This window comes from Pseudosulfitobacter koreensis, assembly GCF_024733015.1.
Classification (GTDB): Bacteria; Pseudomonadota; Alphaproteobacteria; order Rhodobacterales; family Rhodobacteraceae; genus Pseudosulfitobacter; species Pseudosulfitobacter koreensis.
Window position 1 is genome coordinate 12,903 of the sequence record NZ_JANKJG010000016.1, and the last position, 17,328, is coordinate 30,230.

13 protein-coding genes and 1 tRNA gene are annotated in these 17,328 nt (G+C 63.4%); 7 read left to right on the top strand and 7 right to left on the bottom strand.

The window, feature by feature from the left end:
- Window positions 1–23: 23 nt before the first annotated feature.
- Window positions 24–3,149, bottom strand: coding sequence for a valine--tRNA ligase (locus NTA49_RS16380; protein WP_258295885.1), 3,126 nt, complete (start codon window positions 3,147–3,149; stop codon window positions 24–26).
- A 208-nt stretch (window positions 3,150–3,357) separates the two neighbouring features.
- Between NTA49_RS16380 and NTA49_RS16385 the strand changes: the two genes are divergently transcribed.
- A complete protein-coding gene (locus NTA49_RS16385) occupies window positions 3,358–5,655 on the top strand; it encodes a xanthine dehydrogenase family protein molybdopterin-binding subunit (RefSeq protein ID WP_258295886.1) in 2,298 nt (765 codons plus the stop codon).
- Window positions 5,633–6,718: a DUF2235 domain-containing protein gene (locus tag NTA49_RS16390; protein ID WP_258295887.1), complete on the top strand. Its 1,086-nt coding sequence runs from the start codon at window positions 5,633–5,635 to the stop codon at window positions 6,716–6,718. Before NTA49_RS16385 ends, NTA49_RS16390 begins: the two co-directional genes overlap by 23 nt.
- An 8-nt stretch (window positions 6,719–6,726) precedes the next feature.
- On the opposite strand, the gene NTA49_RS16395 is transcribed toward NTA49_RS16390, so the two are convergent.
- Both NTA49_RS16395 and metF read right to left on the bottom strand, forming a co-directional pair.
- Window positions 6,727–7,209, bottom strand: a complete 483-nt coding sequence (locus NTA49_RS16395; protein WP_258295888.1) for a PaaI family thioesterase — start codon at window positions 7,207–7,209, stop codon at window positions 6,727–6,729.
- 59 nt (window positions 7,210–7,268) lie between these two features.
- Window positions 7,269–8,132 (bottom strand): methylenetetrahydrofolate reductase [NAD(P)H], encoded by an 864-nt coding sequence (gene metF, locus NTA49_RS16400; protein WP_332844298.1) that lies wholly within the window; start codon window positions 8,130–8,132, stop codon window positions 7,269–7,271.
- A 95-nt stretch (window positions 8,133–8,227) separates the two neighbouring features.
- Here metF and NTA49_RS16405 point away from each other — a divergent pair, with 95 nt between their 5' ends.
- The gene (locus tag NTA49_RS16405) at window positions 8,228–9,133 is read left to right on the top strand and encodes a LysR family transcriptional regulator (RefSeq protein ID WP_258295890.1); all 906 of its coding nucleotides are present in this window, start codon (window positions 8,228–8,230) and stop codon (window positions 9,131–9,133) included.
- 35 nt (window positions 9,134–9,168) lie between these two features.
- Here NTA49_RS16405 and NTA49_RS16410 read toward each other — a convergent pair whose 3' ends face one another.
- Window positions 9,169–10,206 (bottom strand): NADP-dependent oxidoreductase, encoded by a 1,038-nt coding sequence (locus NTA49_RS16410; protein ID WP_258295891.1) that lies wholly within the window; start codon window positions 10,204–10,206, stop codon window positions 9,169–9,171.
- A 180-nt stretch (window positions 10,207–10,386) separates the two neighbouring features.
- Between NTA49_RS16410 and NTA49_RS16415 the strand changes: the two genes are divergently transcribed.
- Entirely contained in the window at window positions 10,387–11,172 is a 786-nt protein-coding gene (locus NTA49_RS16415; protein ID WP_258295892.1) for an inositol monophosphatase family protein, read from the top strand.
- Between the two features lie 15 nt (window positions 11,173–11,187).
- On the opposite strand, the gene NTA49_RS16420 is transcribed toward NTA49_RS16415, so the two are convergent.
- The 3 genes from NTA49_RS16420 to putA all read right to left on the bottom strand — a co-directional run bounded on the left by NTA49_RS16420 (window position 11,188) and on the right by putA (window position 15,911).
- On the bottom strand, window positions 11,188–11,559 hold the full coding sequence (locus NTA49_RS16420) for a GFA family protein (protein WP_258295893.1): 372 nt from the start codon (window positions 11,557–11,559) through the stop codon (window positions 11,188–11,190).
- Window positions 11,556–12,290 carry a rhomboid family intramembrane serine protease gene (locus NTA49_RS16425; protein ID WP_258295894.1) on the bottom strand — a complete coding sequence of 245 codons (735 nt, stop codon included), beginning with the start codon at window positions 12,288–12,290 and terminating at the stop codon, window positions 11,556–11,558. Before NTA49_RS16425 ends, NTA49_RS16420 begins: the two co-directional genes overlap by 4 nt.
- A 183-nt stretch (window positions 12,291–12,473) precedes the next feature.
- A complete protein-coding gene (gene putA / locus NTA49_RS16430; RefSeq protein ID WP_258295895.1) occupies window positions 12,474–15,911 on the bottom strand; it encodes a bifunctional proline dehydrogenase/L-glutamate gamma-semialdehyde dehydrogenase PutA in 3,438 nt (1,145 codons plus the stop codon).
- A gap of 106 nt (window positions 15,912–16,017) precedes the next feature.
- Here putA and NTA49_RS16435 point away from each other — a divergent pair, with 106 nt between their 5' ends.
- The 3 genes from NTA49_RS16435 to NTA49_RS16445 all read left to right on the top strand — a co-directional run bounded on the left by NTA49_RS16435 (window position 16,018) and on the right by NTA49_RS16445 (window position 17,243).
- Window positions 16,018–16,494, top strand: coding sequence for an Lrp/AsnC family transcriptional regulator (locus NTA49_RS16435; RefSeq protein ID WP_258295896.1), 477 nt, complete (start codon window positions 16,018–16,020; stop codon window positions 16,492–16,494).
- A 31-nt stretch (window positions 16,495–16,525) separates the two neighbouring features.
- On the top strand, window positions 16,526–17,110 hold the full coding sequence (locus tag NTA49_RS16440) for a tetratricopeptide repeat protein (protein WP_258295897.1): 585 nt from the start codon (window positions 16,526–16,528) through the stop codon (window positions 17,108–17,110).
- 46 nt (window positions 17,111–17,156) lie between these two features.
- Window positions 17,157–17,243 (top strand) — tRNA-Leu (locus NTA49_RS16445).
- Window positions 17,244–17,328 lie beyond the last annotated feature (85 nt).

Consider the following 17,328-nt stretch of genomic DNA (forward strand, 5'->3'; position numbering starts at 1 on the left):
GGGCGCGGGCCAAAGATCTTCGTTCAGTCCAGTTCGGACAGACGTGCAAGCGCCTCTTTCAGCTTGGCCTCTTCGGCCTCGCGCAGGGCCAGGTTGGCGCGGGTTTCGGTGATGACCTCTTCGGGCGCGCTGTCGGCGAACTTGGGATTGTTCAGACGACCACGCAGGCCCCCCAATTCCTTGGCAAGCTTGCCAAGGGTTTTCTCCAGACGTGCCTTTTCCGCCGCAACATCAATCACGTCGGCCAGCGGCAGGCCGAAGCTGCCACCCGATATGGCCAGCGCCACTGTGCCTTTGGGCATCTCGTCCACCTCGCTCAAGCCCTCGACGCGGGCAAAGCGGGTGATCAGCGCCTCGTTCTCGGTCCAGACGCGGCGCGTGTCATCGTCCATGCCCTTGACCACCAGCGGCACGAAGGCACCTGCAGGCACGTTCATCTGCGCGCGCGCCGAGCGGATCGCCTCGATGATCGCCACGGTCCAGGTCAGATCGGCGTCGGCGCGGGCATCCACCAGATCGGCGGCCGCGTATGTCGGCCAGTCGGTGTGCACCAGCATCTTGGGCCGCGCCTTGGCCCCCCAGAGCTCTTCGGTGACAAAGGGCATGATCGGATGCAGCAGAATCAGGATCTGGTCGAGCGCCCAGGCATATGTCGCCTTGGTTTCGGCGGCGGCTGCGGCGTCTTCGCCGTCGAGCACCGGCTTGGTGAACTCTAGGTATTGCGAGCAGAACGTGCCCCAGACAAAGCTGTAAAGCGTGTTGGCGGCGTCGTTGAAACGGTACGTCTCAAGCGCTGCGTTCACCGCCTCGAGCGTCTTTGCGATCTCGCCCTTGATCCACGTGTTCAGCGGCAGGGTGGTTGTCGGCACGTTGTCGGAGTGGGGCAGATCAAACGTGCCCTTGAACTCGCCGTAGGTGGCAGCATTCCACAGCTTCGTGACGAAGTTGCGGTAGCCTTCGATCCGCTTGGTGTCGAGCTTGAGCGCACCGCCGAGGCTGGCCATCGACGCATTGGTAAAGCGCAGGGCATCCGCGCCGAATTCGTCGATCAGGTCCAGCGGGTCGATCACGTTGCCGGTCGATTTCGACATCTTCTTGCCCTTGGCGTCGCGCACAAGGCCGTGCAGGTAGACCGTCGAGAACGGTTTTTCACCGACGACGGCAAGCTGCATCATCATCATCCGCGCCACCCAGAAGAACAGGATGTCCTGGCCGGTGATCAGGTCGGATGTGGGGAAATAGCGTTTCAGCGCGTCGGTCTTTTGGGGCCAACCCAGCGTGCCGATGGGCCAAAGACCGGACGAAAACCACGTGTCGAGCACGTCGGGATCGCGCCAGACCGGGTAGATCAGCGTGGTGGGGTCCTGGCTGGTGGCGTATTCGGCCATTGCGGCTGCGAACTGGTGCAGGGCGGTTTCGCGGTCGGCCACTTCGACGACGCGGGCATGGCCCAGTGGTGTGGGCAGTTCGGCCAGCGTCGCGGTGAAGTCGGCGTGCACCCCGTCGAAATCCGCACCGCAGATGTGACGGTCGGCCCGGTCGCGCAGCGATTGCGCGGACAGCAGACGGCCCACTTCGACCATGTCCAGCGCTCCGTCGCCTTCGTCATCGGTAAAGCCGAAGGCGTGCAGGTCAAAGCCATACCAGACCGGTATCTGATGGCCCCACCACAGTTGGCGCGAGATGCACCACGGCTCGATGTTTTCGAGCCAGTTGTAATAGACCTTTTCGCCGCTTTCTGGGATGATTTTCACGTCGCCGCTGCGCACGGCGTCCAGCGCGGGGCCGACGATCTTGTCGGTGGCCACGAACCATTGGTCGGTCAGCAGCGGCTCGATCACCACTTTTGATCGGTCGCCATAGGGCTGCATGATCGGCTTTTGCTCGACGTAGGGCACCGCCTCGACGGTCTCGTTGCCCTCGGCGTCCGTCACAGGGACCATATGCATCACGGCCAGCCCCTCGCGGGTGATGTCGTCAACCACGCGGGCGCGGGCGTCGAAACGGTCTAGACCACGGTACTCTTCGGGCACCATGTTCATCGCGGCGACCATCACCTCGTCAAAGTCGCGCTCGCCATTGGCGATGGACTGCGCAATCGCGGCCTCCTCGGCATAGGGGCGGCCATCGGCGCGCATCGCACCGCGAGTGTCCATCAGGTTGTACATCGGAATGCCGCCGCGCTTGGCGACCTGATAGTCGTTGAAGTCGTGTGCGCCAGTGATCTTGACCGCACCCGAGCCAAAATCCTTGTCGGGGTATTCGTCGGTGATGATCGGGATCAGGCGGCGGTGTTCCTTCGGGCCCACGGGAATTTCGCAGAGCTGTCCGACGATTGGCGCGTAACGCTCATCCGATGGATGAACTGCGACGGCACCATCGCCCAGCATGGTTTCGGGGCGCGTGGTGGCGATGGAGATATAGTCGCGCTCTTCCTCCAGCACGACATTCCCATCTTCGTCTTTTTCGATATAGGTATAGGTGGCACCGCCCGCGAGCGGGTATTTGAAGTGCCACATCTGCCCCGGTGTTTCGATGTTCTCGACTTCCAGATCGGAAATCGCGGTCTCGAAATGCGGGTCCCAGTTGACCAGCCGCTTGCCGCGATAGATCAGACCCTTGTTGAACATGTCGACAAAGACCTTGATCACCGCGTCGTGGAAATTGCCGTCTTCGCCTGCAGGCGCGTTCGGGGCACCCGACATGGTGAACGCCTCGCGCGACCAGTCGCAGGAGGCGCCAAGGCGGCGCAGCTGGCCTGCGATCTTGTTGCCGGATTCGGATTTCCATTCCCAGACCTTGTCGAGAAACGCCTCGCGGCCCATCTCGACACGGCCTGGCTCTCCGGCTTCGGCCAGACGGCGTTCGACCACCATCTGCGTGGCGATGCCCGCGTGGTCGGTGCCCGGCTGCCAGAGTGTGTCAAAGCCGCGCATCCGGTGCCAGCGCACCAGAATATCCTGAAGCGTGTTGTTGAACGCGTGGCCCATGTGCAGCACGCCGGTGACGTTGGGCGGCGGGATCATGATCGCGTAGGACGAGGCACCCGGTTTGGCATTTGCGCCCGCGACGAAACATCCGGCTTCTTCCCAGGCGGCGTAAAGCCGTGCTTCGGCCTCGTTGGCGTTGAATGATTTTTCCAAGGGCATGGGCGGTCTCCGGCAGGGGTGGGTGGCCCGCAGGGCTTAGCAAAGCCGCAAAGAAAGGAAAAGCGCTCATAGCCGCGCGGTGTTTCGCGGTGCCTCCGGCAGGCGCGACACATAAGGCCAACGTCGCGTTTGCCAGACCGTCTATGGACAATGCGGGCTGCGCGGCTAATCTCCGCTGCAAAGGTACAGATGCGGATAGGGGATCGCGATGGACAAGTTCGGTAAAAGTCAGTCGACCATGCGGGTCGAAGATGTGCGCTTTCTCACGGGTGCGGGCCGCTATGTGGACGATATCGCGCCAGAAGGGGCCTTGCATGCCTACTTCCTGCGCTCACCCGTCGCACATGCCACGATCACCGAACTGGATGTCAGCGAAGCCAGGCAAGCGCTGGGTGTGCATCTGGTGCTGACCTATGACGATCTGGAAGCGGCAGGCATGAAGACGGGCATGCGCGGTGCAACCGTCAAAAACCGTGACGAGACCCAAGGCGCAGCCCCCAAGCGTCCGATCCTGGCCACCGGCAAGCTGCGCTATGTCGGCGAACCGATTGCGGTGATCCTTGCGGATAAATACGAACAGGCCCGTGACGCCGCCGAACTGATCATGCTGGATTACGACGATCTGCCCGCCAAGATGGACCTGACACCGGGTGGCGAGACGCTGCACGACGAAGCGCCGGACAACCGCGCCTTTGACTGGGGCTTGGGCGACGAGGACGGCACGCAGGCCGCGTTCGATGCCGCAGCACATACCGTCAGCCTTGAGATCGGCGACAACCGGATCATCGTGAACTCGATGGAGCCGCGCGGCTGCTATGCCGAGATGGAAGGCGACCGGATGCATGTCGCCATCAACGGGCAGGGCGTCTGGGCGCACAAGGAACAGATTGCCGAAGCTTTCGACATTGACCCCGAGATGATCCGCGTGACCAACCCCGACGTCGGCGGTGGCTTCGGGATGAAGGCGATGGGCTACCCTGAGCCATTCGCGCTGGCGCTTGCCACCCGCACCCTGAACCGTCCCGTGCGTTGGATGTCCGAGCGCGGCGAGGCGATGATGAGCGACAATGCCGGGCGCGACCTTGTTTCGGTGGCCGAGCTGGCCTTTGACGCCGATCACAAGATCACCGCCTATAGGGTGCGCACCCGCTGCAACCTTGGCGCCTACAACAGCCAGTTCGGCCAACCTATTCAGACGCAACTGTTCTCACGCGTTCTGATGGGGGTCTACGACGTGCAGACGACATGGTTGCAGGTCGAAGGCTACTATACCAACACCACGCAAGTGGACGCCTATCGCGGGGCAGGGCGCCCCGAGGCGATCTATGTGCTGGAACGCGTCATGGACCGCGCCGCGCGCGAACTGGGTGTCGATCCGTGGGAATTGCGCCGCCGCAACTTTATCAAGCCCAGCCAGTTCCCCTACAAGACCGCAACGGGAGAGACCTACGACGTGGGTGATTTCAACAAGGTGCTCGACCGCGCGGTGACGATGGCCGACGATGCGGGCTTTGCCGCGCGCAAGACGGCGGATGCCAAGCGCGGAATTTTGCGGGGGCGGGGCACCTGTTACTATATCGAAAGTATTTTGGGCGATCCTGCGGAAGGTGCAAAGGTCACCTTCAACGAGGATGGAACCGTGTCGATCTATGTCGGGACACAAAGCAACGGTCAGGGACATGAAACGGTCTACGCCAAATTCCTGAGCGATCAGACCGGCATTCCGCATGAGTTGATCAGCGTGATCCAGGGCGACAGCGATCTGATCCAGAAAGGCGGCGGCACCGGCGGCTCGCGGTCCGTGACCACGCAGAACAACGCAACGCTGGCTGCGGTCGACGTGATCCTGACCAACTTCAAGGAGTTCCTTGCAGGCGAGATGGGCGTCGATGCCGCCGACATCAGCTTCGACGACGAACGCTTCCGCGCCGAGGGCAGCAACCTGACCCCCACGATGCTGGAAGTGGCAGCCTTGGCCCGCGAGGTCGAGCGTGACGATTTGCTGACCCACGAGGCGCGCGCATCGCTGCCCGCCCGCAGTTTCCCCAACGGGGCGCATGTGGCCGAGGTCGTGATCGACCCCGACACAGGCATCACCACCGTCGACAGCTATACGGTGGTCGACGACTTCGGCAATCTGATCAACCCGATGCTGGCCGAGGGGCAGGTCCACGGCGGCGTGGCGCAGGGCATTGGGCAGGCGATCACCGAACATGTGGTTTATGACGAAGATGGCCAGTTGCTGTCGGCGTCGTTCATGGATTACGCGATGCCGCGCGCCTATGACGTGCCCTGGATCAGCTTTACCTCTGAACCGGTGCCGTCCACGGCCAACATCATGGGCATGAAAGGCTGTGGCGAGGCGGGCACCGTCGGCGCGCTGGCGGCCGTGTCGAATGCGGTGCAGGACGCGCTGTGGGAAAGCGGTGTGCGACAGGCCGATATGCCTTTCACACCGATGAAAGTATGGGAAATGCTCCGGGATGCGCCTGTCGCAGCTGAATAGATCGGTTGTCGGATGGCTGCGCGAGCGCTTTGGCGCGGGCACGCCATCCACACCACCGCCTGCGCGCGGTCCCACGATCCATGTCATCATCCTCGATGGCACGATGTCCACGTTGCTGCCCGATTACGAGACGAACGCGGGCTTGACCTATAAACTGCTGCGCGAACACGGGGCCGAGGTGTCGGTCTATTACGAATCCGGGCTGCAATGGCAGAACTGGCGCAGCGCAGCCGACGTGATGATGGGGCGCGGGATCAACCGGCAGATCCGCCGCGCTTACGGGTACCTGGCGTCACGCTACCGTCCCGGCGACAAGGTTTTCCTGATGGGCTATTCGCGCGGCGCCTATGCGGTGCGGTCGCTGGCGGGGATCGTGGGATTCATCGGCCTGCTCAAGGCCGACCACGCGACCGAGCGTAACATTCGCGAGGTTTACCGCCACTATGAGGCAGGTGGCACCAGTGACGCGGCTCGCATCTTTGCCCGCGTGCATTGTCACGAGTCTGTCCCGATCGAGATGATCGGTGCCTGGGACACGGTGAAATCGCTGGGCTTGAACGTGCCGGTGCTGTGGCGGCTGACCGCACCGCGCCATTCATTCCACAACCATTCGCTCGGGCCGCATGTGCGGCATGGATTTCACGCGCTGGCCCGCAACGAGACGCGTATGGCCTATGCCCCGGTGATGTGGGAAACGCGCGACGACTGGCCGGGACATCTGCAACAGATGTGGTTTCGCGGGACGCATGGCGACGTGGGCGGTCAGCTGGGCGGCTATAACGTCGCGCGGCCCTTGGCGAATATTCCGCTGGTCTGGATGCTGAAAAAGGCCGAAGGCTGCGGTTTGCCGCTGCCCGAGGGATGGGCGGCGCGCTATCCTCAGGATGCGCTGGCGCCGTCGGTCGGCACATGGCGCGGCTTTGGCGGGATCTTCATCACCCGCCGCGCGCGCAAGGTCGGGATGGACCCGTCAGAGCGTGTGCATCCCACTGTGGCCGAAGCGGCCCGCGCGCCCGGTCAATCCTGGTGGTCGGGCTGGTTCCCCCGCGAGCCGGTGAACTGACGGGGGCCTCAGCCTGCGTTCATCACGATGCAAGTCGTTGATCCCGTGGCATAAAGCTTGCCATCCTCAACGCCGCGAATCTCGCCCTTGGACACGCCGGTGGAGCGGCCCACGTGATCGACCGTGCCGATGCAGTCGATCATCATGCCCAAGGGAATCGAGCGGGTGATGTTGATCTTGTATTCCAGCGTCGTGTAAAGTGCGCCGCGCGGGATGCAGGTTTGCACTGCGCAGGCCATCGCGCTGTCCAGAAGCGTGCCGTACCATCCGCCGTGGACCGTACCCAGCGGGTTGGTCATGCTGAATTCAGGCGCGCCGCGAAACACGACGCGGCCCTTTTCGACGGCGTGAAGCCTGTAGTTCATGGTTTGCCCGATGGGCGGGCCGGGCAGGGTGCCGTCCAGAATCCCTTGCATGAATTCCAGACCGGACATCTGTTTCAACTCGTCAAGACCGACAAGGTCTTCGGGGCGCTGGGCGATGCGGGGCATGGTACTCATCTCCGGTTGGGTGACCGGACGCTAGAAACATGGCCCGCGATTGCCAAGCCTTACGCGACGTTGCGCATCGCCGCCGCTGGAACCAGACCCAGGGCGCGGCAGGCTTCGCGTGTGAGGTCGGGGCGGTTCAGCGTGTAAAAATGCAGCGCGTCAACGCCTTCCGCGCGCAGGGCATCGCACATTTCGGTGCAATGGGCGAGTGCGAACAGATCGCTGTTGCCGTCCCGCGCCGCGTTCTCGAAACCCTGGGCCAATGTCACCGGCACATCGGCACCGCATTGGCTGGCGAATTTCTGGATGCTCTTCCAGTTGCCGACGGGCAGGATGCCCGGCACGATCGGCGCTTCGATGCCCGCTTTGACGCAGGCGTCGCGGTAGCGCAGGAAGGTTTCAGCCTCGAAGAAGAACTGCGTGATCGCCTCGGATGCGCCCGCGTCGATCTTGGCTTTCAGCCAGGCGATGTTCTGGTCGGTGTCGGAGGCGTCCGCATGGCTTTCGGGATAGGCTCCGACGCGGATGGTAAAGCGACCCTTGTCAGCAAGTGCCTCGACCAGTTCGATGCTGTTGGCAAATCCGCCCTCGACCTGCTGGAAGCCGGTGCCGTCCACCGGATCACCGCGCAGGGCGACGATGTCGGTGATGCCTGCGTCGGCGAATTTATCGGCTGTTTGCAACACCTTCTCGCGGGTGGCACCCACGCAGGTCAGGTGCGCAGCGACGGGCAGGCCGGAGGACCGGCGCAGGGTTTGAGCCGCCTCGTGGGTCAGATCCTGCGTGCTGCCGCCTGCACCGTAGGTGACCGAGAAGAAGCGCGGCTCGAGCGGCGTGAGCGCCTGCACGGTGTCCCAAAGACGGAAACCTGCGTCGATGGACTTGGGCGGGAAGACTTCGAACGAAAGCGCTGTCATTGTTATATTCCTTACGGGCGGCGATCAGATGTTTCATCTCTTGTCGCATGTTTCGAGATATGAGACAAATTCATAACTCTCATCATGAACATGAGTTCCGCATGCATATCGAATTCCGCCACCTGCGCACGATCAAGGCCATCCACGACGCCGGAGGGCTGGCCAAGGCCGCCGACCAGTTGCACATCACGCAATCCGCATTGTCCCACCAGATCAAGGGGTTGGAGGATCAGGCGGGAGTTGAGTTGTTCGTGCGTCGCTCGAAACCGATGAAGCTGTCGGCGGCAGGGTTGCGGCTGCTGCGTCTGGCCGAGCAGATATTGCCACAGGTTCAGGCGATGCAGGACGAGTTCAGCGGGTTGCGCGACGGCAGGTCGGGTCGCATGCATATCGCCATCGAATGCCACGCCTGCTTTGAATGGCTGTTTCCGGTGCTGGAGCGATTTCGCAAGGATTGGCCCGATGTCGACGTCGACATTCGACCGGGGCTGGCGTTCGAGGCGTTGCCTGCGCTGTTGAAGGAGGAAGTGGATCTTGTGGTGTCCTCCGATCCAGAGGAGCTGGCGGGCGTCGAGTTTCTGGAGCTCTTTGATTATGCGCCGGTTTTCGTGGCTTCCAAGGACAATCCGCTGGCATCCAAACCCTATATCGAGGCCGAGGATTTCCGCGACCAGACCCTGATCACCTATCCGGTCGAGCGCAGCCGTCTGGACGTGTTCAGTCAGTTGCTGTTCCCGGCCAAGGTTGAACCAGCCTCGGTGCGGCAGGCGGAACTGACGGCGGTGATCTTGCTGCTGGTGGCGTCGAATCGCGGCGTTGCGGTGCTGCCCGACTGGGTGGTGCGCGAGGTCAAATATTCGTCGGACTACGTGACGCGCCCGCTGACGTCCAAGGGGCTGACCCGCCGTCTTTATGCCGCCGTGCGCAGCGACGAGCGCGGCAAGCCCTATATGGAGCGGCTGATCACGCTGGCGCGCACCGAGGCGCGCAAACTGCAAAAAGCCTGAGCGGGAAGGGGCGGCATGCACCGCCCCAACAAGGCTCAGACCACTTTTACGATCTGTTTGCCCATGTTTTTGCCTTGCAGCAGGCCGATGAAGGCCTCGGGGGCTTTTTCCAGCCCTTCGGCCACGTCCTCGACGACCTTGATCTCGCCGCTGGCGACCTTGGGGCCAATCTCGGAGAGGAAGGCGGGGAACTTGTCCCAGTGGTTCGAGATGATGAAGCCCTGAACCGACAGGAAATTGACCAGAATGTTCCGCCACAGTTTCGGCGCGGTCAGCGGTGCGTTGGCGCCATCGCCCAATCCGCCCGCATTGTACCACGCGATCATGCCGCAGATCGGGATGCGCCCGTGCGGGTTCATCATCGGCATCACGGCTTCCAGCACCTTGCCGCCGACGTTTTCGAAATAGATGTCGATCCCCTTGGGGCATTCGGCTTTCAGCGCCTCGCGCAGGGATTTCGCGTCGTCATGGGCGCGGTGGTCGATGCAGGCGTCGAAGCCAAAGGTTTCCACGGCCATCTTGCATTTGTCGGCGCCGCCCGCGATGCCCACGGTGCGCAGGCCGATGCTTTTGGCGACCTGGCCCACCATCGAACCGACGGGGCCGGTGGCGGCGGCAACAACCAGCGTCTCGCCCGACTTGGGGCGACCGATTTCGGTCAGGCCGTGGTAGCCGGTGAAGCCGGGCATGCCCAGAACGCCAAGTGACGCGGTGATCGGTCCGTGCGAGGGGTCGACCTTGCGCAGCATCTTGGCCGGTTGCACGCCGTGGGTGGCCCAGCCGAACATGCCGAAGGCAAAGTCGCCGGGTTTGAATGCATCTGAATTCGACGCGATCACTTCGCCCACGGCGCCGCCTTCCATCGTGCCGCCGATGGGCACGGGAGCGGCATAGGATTTCGCATCGTCCATCCGGCCCCGCATGTAAGGGTCCAGCGACATGTAATGAACGCGCACCAGCACCTCGCCGTCGCCGGGCGTGGGCACCGCGCCGCTTTCCATCTTGAAGTTGTTGGGCGTCGGCGCGCCGTCGGGGCGGCTGGCAAGGGTAATACGTTGCATCTGGTCGGTCATGATGTTTCTCCCATTGATTTGGGCGCAGCGTGGACCGCCTGCGGAGCCGGGGCAAGCCGTTACGCCGCGACGCGAGGTAACAGAGCGAAAGATAGCTTGGGACGCAGTTGCGCGCAGGCCCTTGGCATCTCGGGATATGGCGCGTATACGCGCGGCCTGATCCCTCTAGGAGAGTCCCCAATGGTTGGCAGTGCAAACCTCAACATCATGATCAAGGCCGCGCGCAAGGCCGGCCGTTCGCTGGTCAAGGACTTCCGCGAGGTCGAACAGCTGCAGGTGTCGATGAAAGGCGCGGGCGATTTTGTCAGCAAGGCCGACATTGCCGCCGAAAAGATCCTCAAAGATGAACTGATGGGGGCCCGCCCGACCTATGGCTGGTGTGCCGAGGAAAGTGCCGAGGAAGAGGGCACCGACCCGACCCGCCGCTGGATCGTCGACCCGCTGGACGGCACCACCAACTTTCTGCACGGGCTGCCGCACTGGGCCGTGTCGATCGCGCTCGAGCACAAGGGACAGGTCGTGGCCGGTGTGGTCTTTGACCCCGCCAAGGACGAGATGTTCTTTGCCGAAAAAGGTGCCGGTTCCTGGATGAACGACAGCCGCATGCGCGTCTCGGGGCGCAGCCATATGATCGAGGCGATCTTTGCCACCGGACTGCCCTTTGCGGGCCGTGCTGATCTGCCCGACACGCTGAAGGATCTGGGCCGTCTGCTGCCCGCCTGTGCCGGTGTGCGCCGGTGGGGCGCTGCGGCGCTGGATCTGGCCTATGTGGCGGCTGGCCGTTACGATGGCTTTTGGGAACGCCGGTTGCAGCCATGGGACATGGCGGCGGGCGTCATCATTGCCCGCGAAGCCGGTGCCCTGCTGGAACCGATGGACCCCAGCGCCGATCTGCTGGACAGCGGCAACGTGATCTGCGCGAACGAAGCCTTGTTCACGAGCTTTGCAAAGATCATCCGCGCCTGAGGGCACAATCGCCTTCTACCTGTCGGATGAATGATTGACCCCGTCAGTCCAGGCGATGGGCTCGTGGTCGCGCGGATTGATCCCGTCGATGCAGCCCAGATTGACGCCGCATTGGCTGGGGTCGGACCGCCGCCGGTGATGGGTGTAGATCCCGCAGGTCTTGCAGAAATAATGCTGCGCCGTGTGCGTGCCGAAACTGTAGAGCGCGAGGTTCTCGGCCCCCTTCACCACTGTCGTTTCCGAAGCAATCGCAGTGACCGCCGCGGCCCCGCGTCTGCGGCAGAACGAGCAATCGCAGCGCGTCGCGTCCGCCAATCCGTGCGGCAGTGTCGCGCGGATGTGCACCGCACCGCAGTGACAGCGCGCATCGACCTGCTCGGCACTCATCTGCGCACCTTGGGAATGCGGGAGCGGGCATAATGCGCTTCTGGATGCGGAGGGTGCCCGTCAGTCAGTGTCCAGAAGCCGATCCCGCCCAGCCGCAGCCACAGTGGAACGGCCAGCAGCAGCCCGGCGACAAAGCCGCCCGCATGCGCCCAGTAGGCCACGCCGCCGGTGTCGGGATTGGACCCGATGCCGCCGACGAACTGCATGGCGAACCAGACCATCAGCATCACCCAGGCGGGGATCGGAAAGATGCGGAAGAACACGATCAGGATGATCAGGATATCGACCTTGGCCTTTGGGAACAGCAGAAGATAGCCGCCCATCACGCCCGCGATCGCACCCGATGCGCCCACGGTCGGGACACCCGATATGGGCGCGAACGCGTATTGTGCCAACCCGGCGGCCACGCCTGATAACAGATAGAAACCAAGATAGGGCAGGTGCCCCATCTCGTCTTCGATGTTGTCGCCGAAGATGAACAGGAACAGCATGTTGCCGGCCAGATGCATCCACCCGCCATGCAGGAACATTGACGTCAGCAGGGAATAATAACCCTCTCCCGCCGTGATCCGCGCAGGGATAAAAGCCCAGTTGATAAAGAACGCGTTGATCGCACGATCATCCGTGAACAACTCGACATAGCTTAGAAAGATCAGGATGTTCGCCGCCATCAACCCGTAGGTGACAAATGGCATCCGGCCAGAGGGGTTGTGATCGCGAATTGGCAGCATAGCAGGCAAGCTGATCTGAAACGCGCGCCGGGTCAATGCACGTCGCGCGTGTTTCGCCGCCGCGCATGCCCGTGATTTCGGTTTTACGCTTGTCAGGCCCCTTACGCGGTCCAAAACGCCGCGCGCTTGGGCAATTGCGGGAACCGCGCCGCCACGAAATGACAGCGCGGTTCTGGCCTTTGCTTAAGGGGCCGGGTTCTTGGCCACTTCACCCAAGAGTGCCGCATTGCCGCCCGCAGCCGTGGTGTCGACGCACAGGTGCCGTTCCCACAGCACGTGGCCCACGTCGGGCTGTCCGGTGATCAGCGGGATGATGGCCCCGTCACGTCCCGCCAGCGCCCGGTTCAGCTCTGCCGCCGTCTGGGCATCGCCCCACCACAGCACGCCGCAATAGGCGGGGCCGACAATCAGTGACGCGGGGTCGATCACGCCGGTGGCCGCGAGCGCGCGACCGCCCAGGGCCTCGACTGCCTTGATCTGCGCCTGCACCGTCTTTTCTCCGGGGCCTGCGCACAGGACGGGCGCGCCTGCCCATGTGCTCAGCCGGTTGGTTTCACCCGTAGGCCCTGGCAGCGTGTGTTCCGAGATTTTCTCGGACGCCTGCGCGCGCAGGGCGGGCAGGGGTTGCGGCGCGTCATGAGCCCAGCCGTCCACGGCCTCAGCCGCGCCCGGTCTGGAAAAGCGCAGCAGATAGTCGGGGCCGCCCGCCTTTGGGCCGGTGCCGCTCAGACCGATGCCGCCGAAGGGTTGGCTGCCCACGATGGCCCCGATCTGGTTGCGGTTCACATAGACATTGCCCGCGAGGATACGGTCCGACACGAACTGCACCCGGTCATCGATCCGCGTGTGCAGCCCGAATGTCAGACCATAGCCCGTCGCGTTGATGTCCTGAATGATCCGGTGCATGCGGCCGGACTTGAACGTGGCGATGTGCAGGACCGGGCCGAAGATTTCGCGCGTCATGTCCTCGATGCCATCGACGCTGATCAGGGTCGGCGCGATATAGGTGCCGGTTTGCGGGGTCGGCAGGGCATGCAGCAGACGACCCTCGGCGCGGGCGGTGGCGATGTGGTCGGCGATGCCCTTGCGCGCGGTCTCGTCGATGACGGGACCGACATCGGTGCTGAGATCCCAAGGCATGCCCATCGCCAGCGCATCCATCGCGCCGGTCAGCATCGCGGTGAAGGCCGGTGCGATGTCCTCTTGAATATAGAGGCAGCGCAGGGCCGAACAGCGTTGCCCGGCGGATTGGAACGCGCTTTCGATGATCGCGGTGACTGCCTGTTCGGGCAGCGCGGTGCTGTCGACGATCATCGCGTTCAGCCCCCCGGTTTCGGCGATCAGCGGCGTGCCGGGGGCGGCGTGCTGCGCGAGGCTGTTGCGGATTTTCAATGCCGTCGCGGTCGATCCGGTAAAGGCGACGCCGCCAACGCGGGCGTCCGACGTCAGCGCCGCGCCGACCTCGCCCCCGCCGGGCAGCAGTTGCAGCACATGGGCAGGCACGCCCGCCTCGTGCATCAGCGTCACCGTCAGATGCGCGATCAGCGGCGTCTGCTCGGCCGGTTTGGCCAGCACGGCGTTGCCCGCAGCCAGCGCGGCCGAAATCTGGCCGGTGAAAATCGCCAGCGGAAAGTTCCACGGGCTGATGCAGACATAGGTGCCCGCAGGCTCTTTCGAGGGCGCGTGCGCTGCGTAATAGCGCATGAAATCAACCGCTTCGCGCAGTTCGGCCACGCAGTCGGGCAGGGTCTTGCCCGCTTCGCGCGCCAGCAGCACAAAGAGCGGCGCAAGGTTCGCCTCGAGCGCATCTGCTGCCGCGTTCAGAACCCTGCCACGCTCGGCGGGTGACGCATCCCACATGCGTGCGGCGTCGAATGCTGCGGTCACATCGTCGGCGGTGGCGTGCTGCACTGTGCCGACCACATCCGACGGATCGGCGGGGTTCGACACCTCCTGCACGGTCCCTTCCGGCACATCGGTCGCCAGCAGCGGGCCAGCTTTCCACTGCGCCTTGCGCAACGGATCGCGGGCGGCGTCTATCGCCTCAAGCGTCGGGGCGTGGGCCAGATCGAACCCTTGGGAATTCGGACGCTCGGGCTGGAACAGCTCGGTGCCACGCTTGATCTTTGGGCCGGGGTAGGGCAGCGCGTCAAACGGGTCGCTTGCCACTTGCTCGGGCGAGACGTCCTCGTCCACGATCTGGTTGACGAAGGACGAGTTCGCACCGTTTTCCAACAGACGCCGCACCAGATAGGCCAGCAGATCGCGGTGCGCGCCGACGGGCGCATAGATGCGGCAATTGCTGCCCGCATCGGCCATCACGATGTTATGCAGCGCCTCGCCCATGCCATGCAGACGCTGGAACTCGAAGGTTTCGGGATCGGCACCCATGTGCAGCACTGCCGCAACAGTGTGCGCGTTGTGCGTGGCGAACTGCGGATAGATCCGGTCGGTCATGCCCAACAGACGGCGGGCGTTGGCGATATAGGACACGTCCGTCGCGGCCTTCTGCGTATAGACCGGAAAGCCGTCGATGCCCTCGACCTGCGCCTTCTTGATCTCGGTGTCCCAATAGGCGCCCTTGACCAGACGGACCATGATGCGGCGGTCGTGTTTCTGCGCCATGTCGTAGAGCGCGTCGATCACGCGGCCCGCGCGGGGACCGTAGGCTTGCACCACGACGCCCAGACCATGCCAGCCCTTGAGCGCGGGTTCGGCCATCACGCGGTCGATCAGCTCAAGCGAAAGCGACAACCGGTCAGCCTCTTCCGCGTCGATGTTCAGCCCCATGCCGGCGGATTTGGCGAGCAGCGCAAGGCTGCGCAGGCGCGGCAGCAGGTCGTTCATCACCGCCTCTTCCTGCGCCACCTCGTAGCGGGGGTGCAGGGCGCTCAGCTTGACCGAGATGCCGGGGTTCTTGCGGATGTCGCCGTGGGTGCAGGCCGTCGCAATCGCGGAAATCGCGCGCGAATAGCTCAGGTGATAGCGTTTGGCGTCCGCTTCGGTGCGCGCGGCCTCGCCCAGCATGTCGTAGGAATAGGTATAGCCCTTCTTCTCCATGCCCGCGGCGCGCTTCATCGCCGACGTGATGTTTTCGCCCAGCACGAATTGACGGCCCATTTCCTTCATTGCGCGGCCCACGGCGGTGCGGATCACCGGCTCGCCCAGACGCTTGATCGCGCCGCGCAGCTGGCGCACGGGGCTGGGGCGGCGGGTGTCCAGAACCCGGCCCGTCAGCATCAGTGCCCAGGTCGACGCGTTGACCAGGCTGGAGGTCGATTTGCCAAGGTGCGTGCCCCAGTCGGACGGCGCGATCTTATCCTCGATCAGCGCGTCGATGGTGTCGGCGTCGGGCACCCGCAGCAGCGCCTCGGCCAGGCACATCAGGGCGATGCCCTCGTCGGTGCTCAGGCCATATTCGGCCAGGAAACTTTCCATAAGGCCGGGATCGGCAGCGGACCGGATCTGGCGCACCCATCCGGCGGCACGCGCGGTGACCGCTTTGCGGTCGTCTTCGCCAAGATCGGCGAGCGTGACAAGTTCGTCCAGCACGGCATTCTGGTCGGTGTAGGTCCCGGCATCAATGTGGTGGCGCAGTGAATAAGCGGTGTCGCGAGCCATATCATATCCTTTTGGCAGATGTTCCATTGTATCGCTGGATCGAAAGGCGATTTGACTATAATGATTTCATATGTCGGTAATTTAGACCGAAGTTTGAGGATTTCACATGGAAAATGATCGGATGGGTTTGGACCGCTTCGACAAGGCGATTCTGTCGGAACTGGCGCGCGACGGGCGCATGAGTGTGACGGACCTCGCCGTGCGCATCGGTCTGTCGAAATCTCCGACGCAGGCGCGGCTGCGCAAGCTGGAGAAAGACGGGGTCATCCTGGGCTACCGCGCCATGCTTGATCCGATCCGTCTGGGCATGGATCACGTGGCCTTTGTCGAAGTGCGCCTGTCCGACACCCGCGAGGGTGCATTGACCGCGTTCAACCAGGCGGTGATCAAGGTGCCCGAGATCGAGCAGGCCCATATGATCGCAGGCAACTTCGACTACCTGCTCAAGGTCAGGACCCGCGACATGAGCACCTATCGCGCGTTTCTGGGCGAGACGATCTCGCACCTGCCCTTTGTCGCCTCGACTTCGACCTATGTGGCGATGGAGGCGGTGAAAGAGGCCGTTCTCGCAGATGTGACTTGACCGGCGGGCGGGCTGCGGCATGCTTTTGCGCATGAAACATCTGGTTTTGTCCGCATTCGTCCTTTGTCTGTCCGGCCCTGCCCTGGCAGAGGGCTGCCCCGCGCCGAAAGATCACGCAGCCGAATTGGCCAGCCTCTTCGAGGAGGCCCGCGCCGCCCCGACCGAGGCTGCGGCCCGCGCTGCCGCCGAAGGTCTGTGGAAGGTCTATCTGCGCGCCCCCGATGCGGACGCCCAAGCCATTCTTGACCGCGGCTTGGCGCGCCGCGACGCCTATGATTTCCTGGGCGCGAAGGGCGAATTCGACCGTTTGATCGCCTATTGTCCCGCCTATGCCGAGGGCTGGAACCAACGCGCATTCGTCTACTACCTTCAGGGTGACTTTGTCCGCGCACTTGCCGATCTGGACGAAGCGCTGGCCCGCACACCGGATCATGTTGCGGCCCAATCCGGGCGTGCCCTGACCCTGATGCAACTGGGCCAGCGTGACGACGCGCGCGCGCAGATGCTTGAGGCGCTTGACAACAATCCTTGGCTGTCCGAGCGCGCCCTGATTGCCCCCGGCGCGCCACTGGGACCGCAAAGGGCCGTCGCTCCCGAGGAAGGCGAAGAAATCTGAAAACCTCTTGAGCACCGGGCCCGCACCCCCTAGGGATAAGAGTGTTGCGGGCGTGATGGAATGGTAGACATACCAGACTTAAAATCTGTTGGGGCGTAGCCCCGTGTGGGTTCGAGTCCCACCGCCCGCACCATTCCCGGAAAACGTCATCCCGTTTCTATTCAAATTGATCGTAAAGACAGCCGCCTGATTTCGGGGCTGCGTTAAGCCGGTCGTAA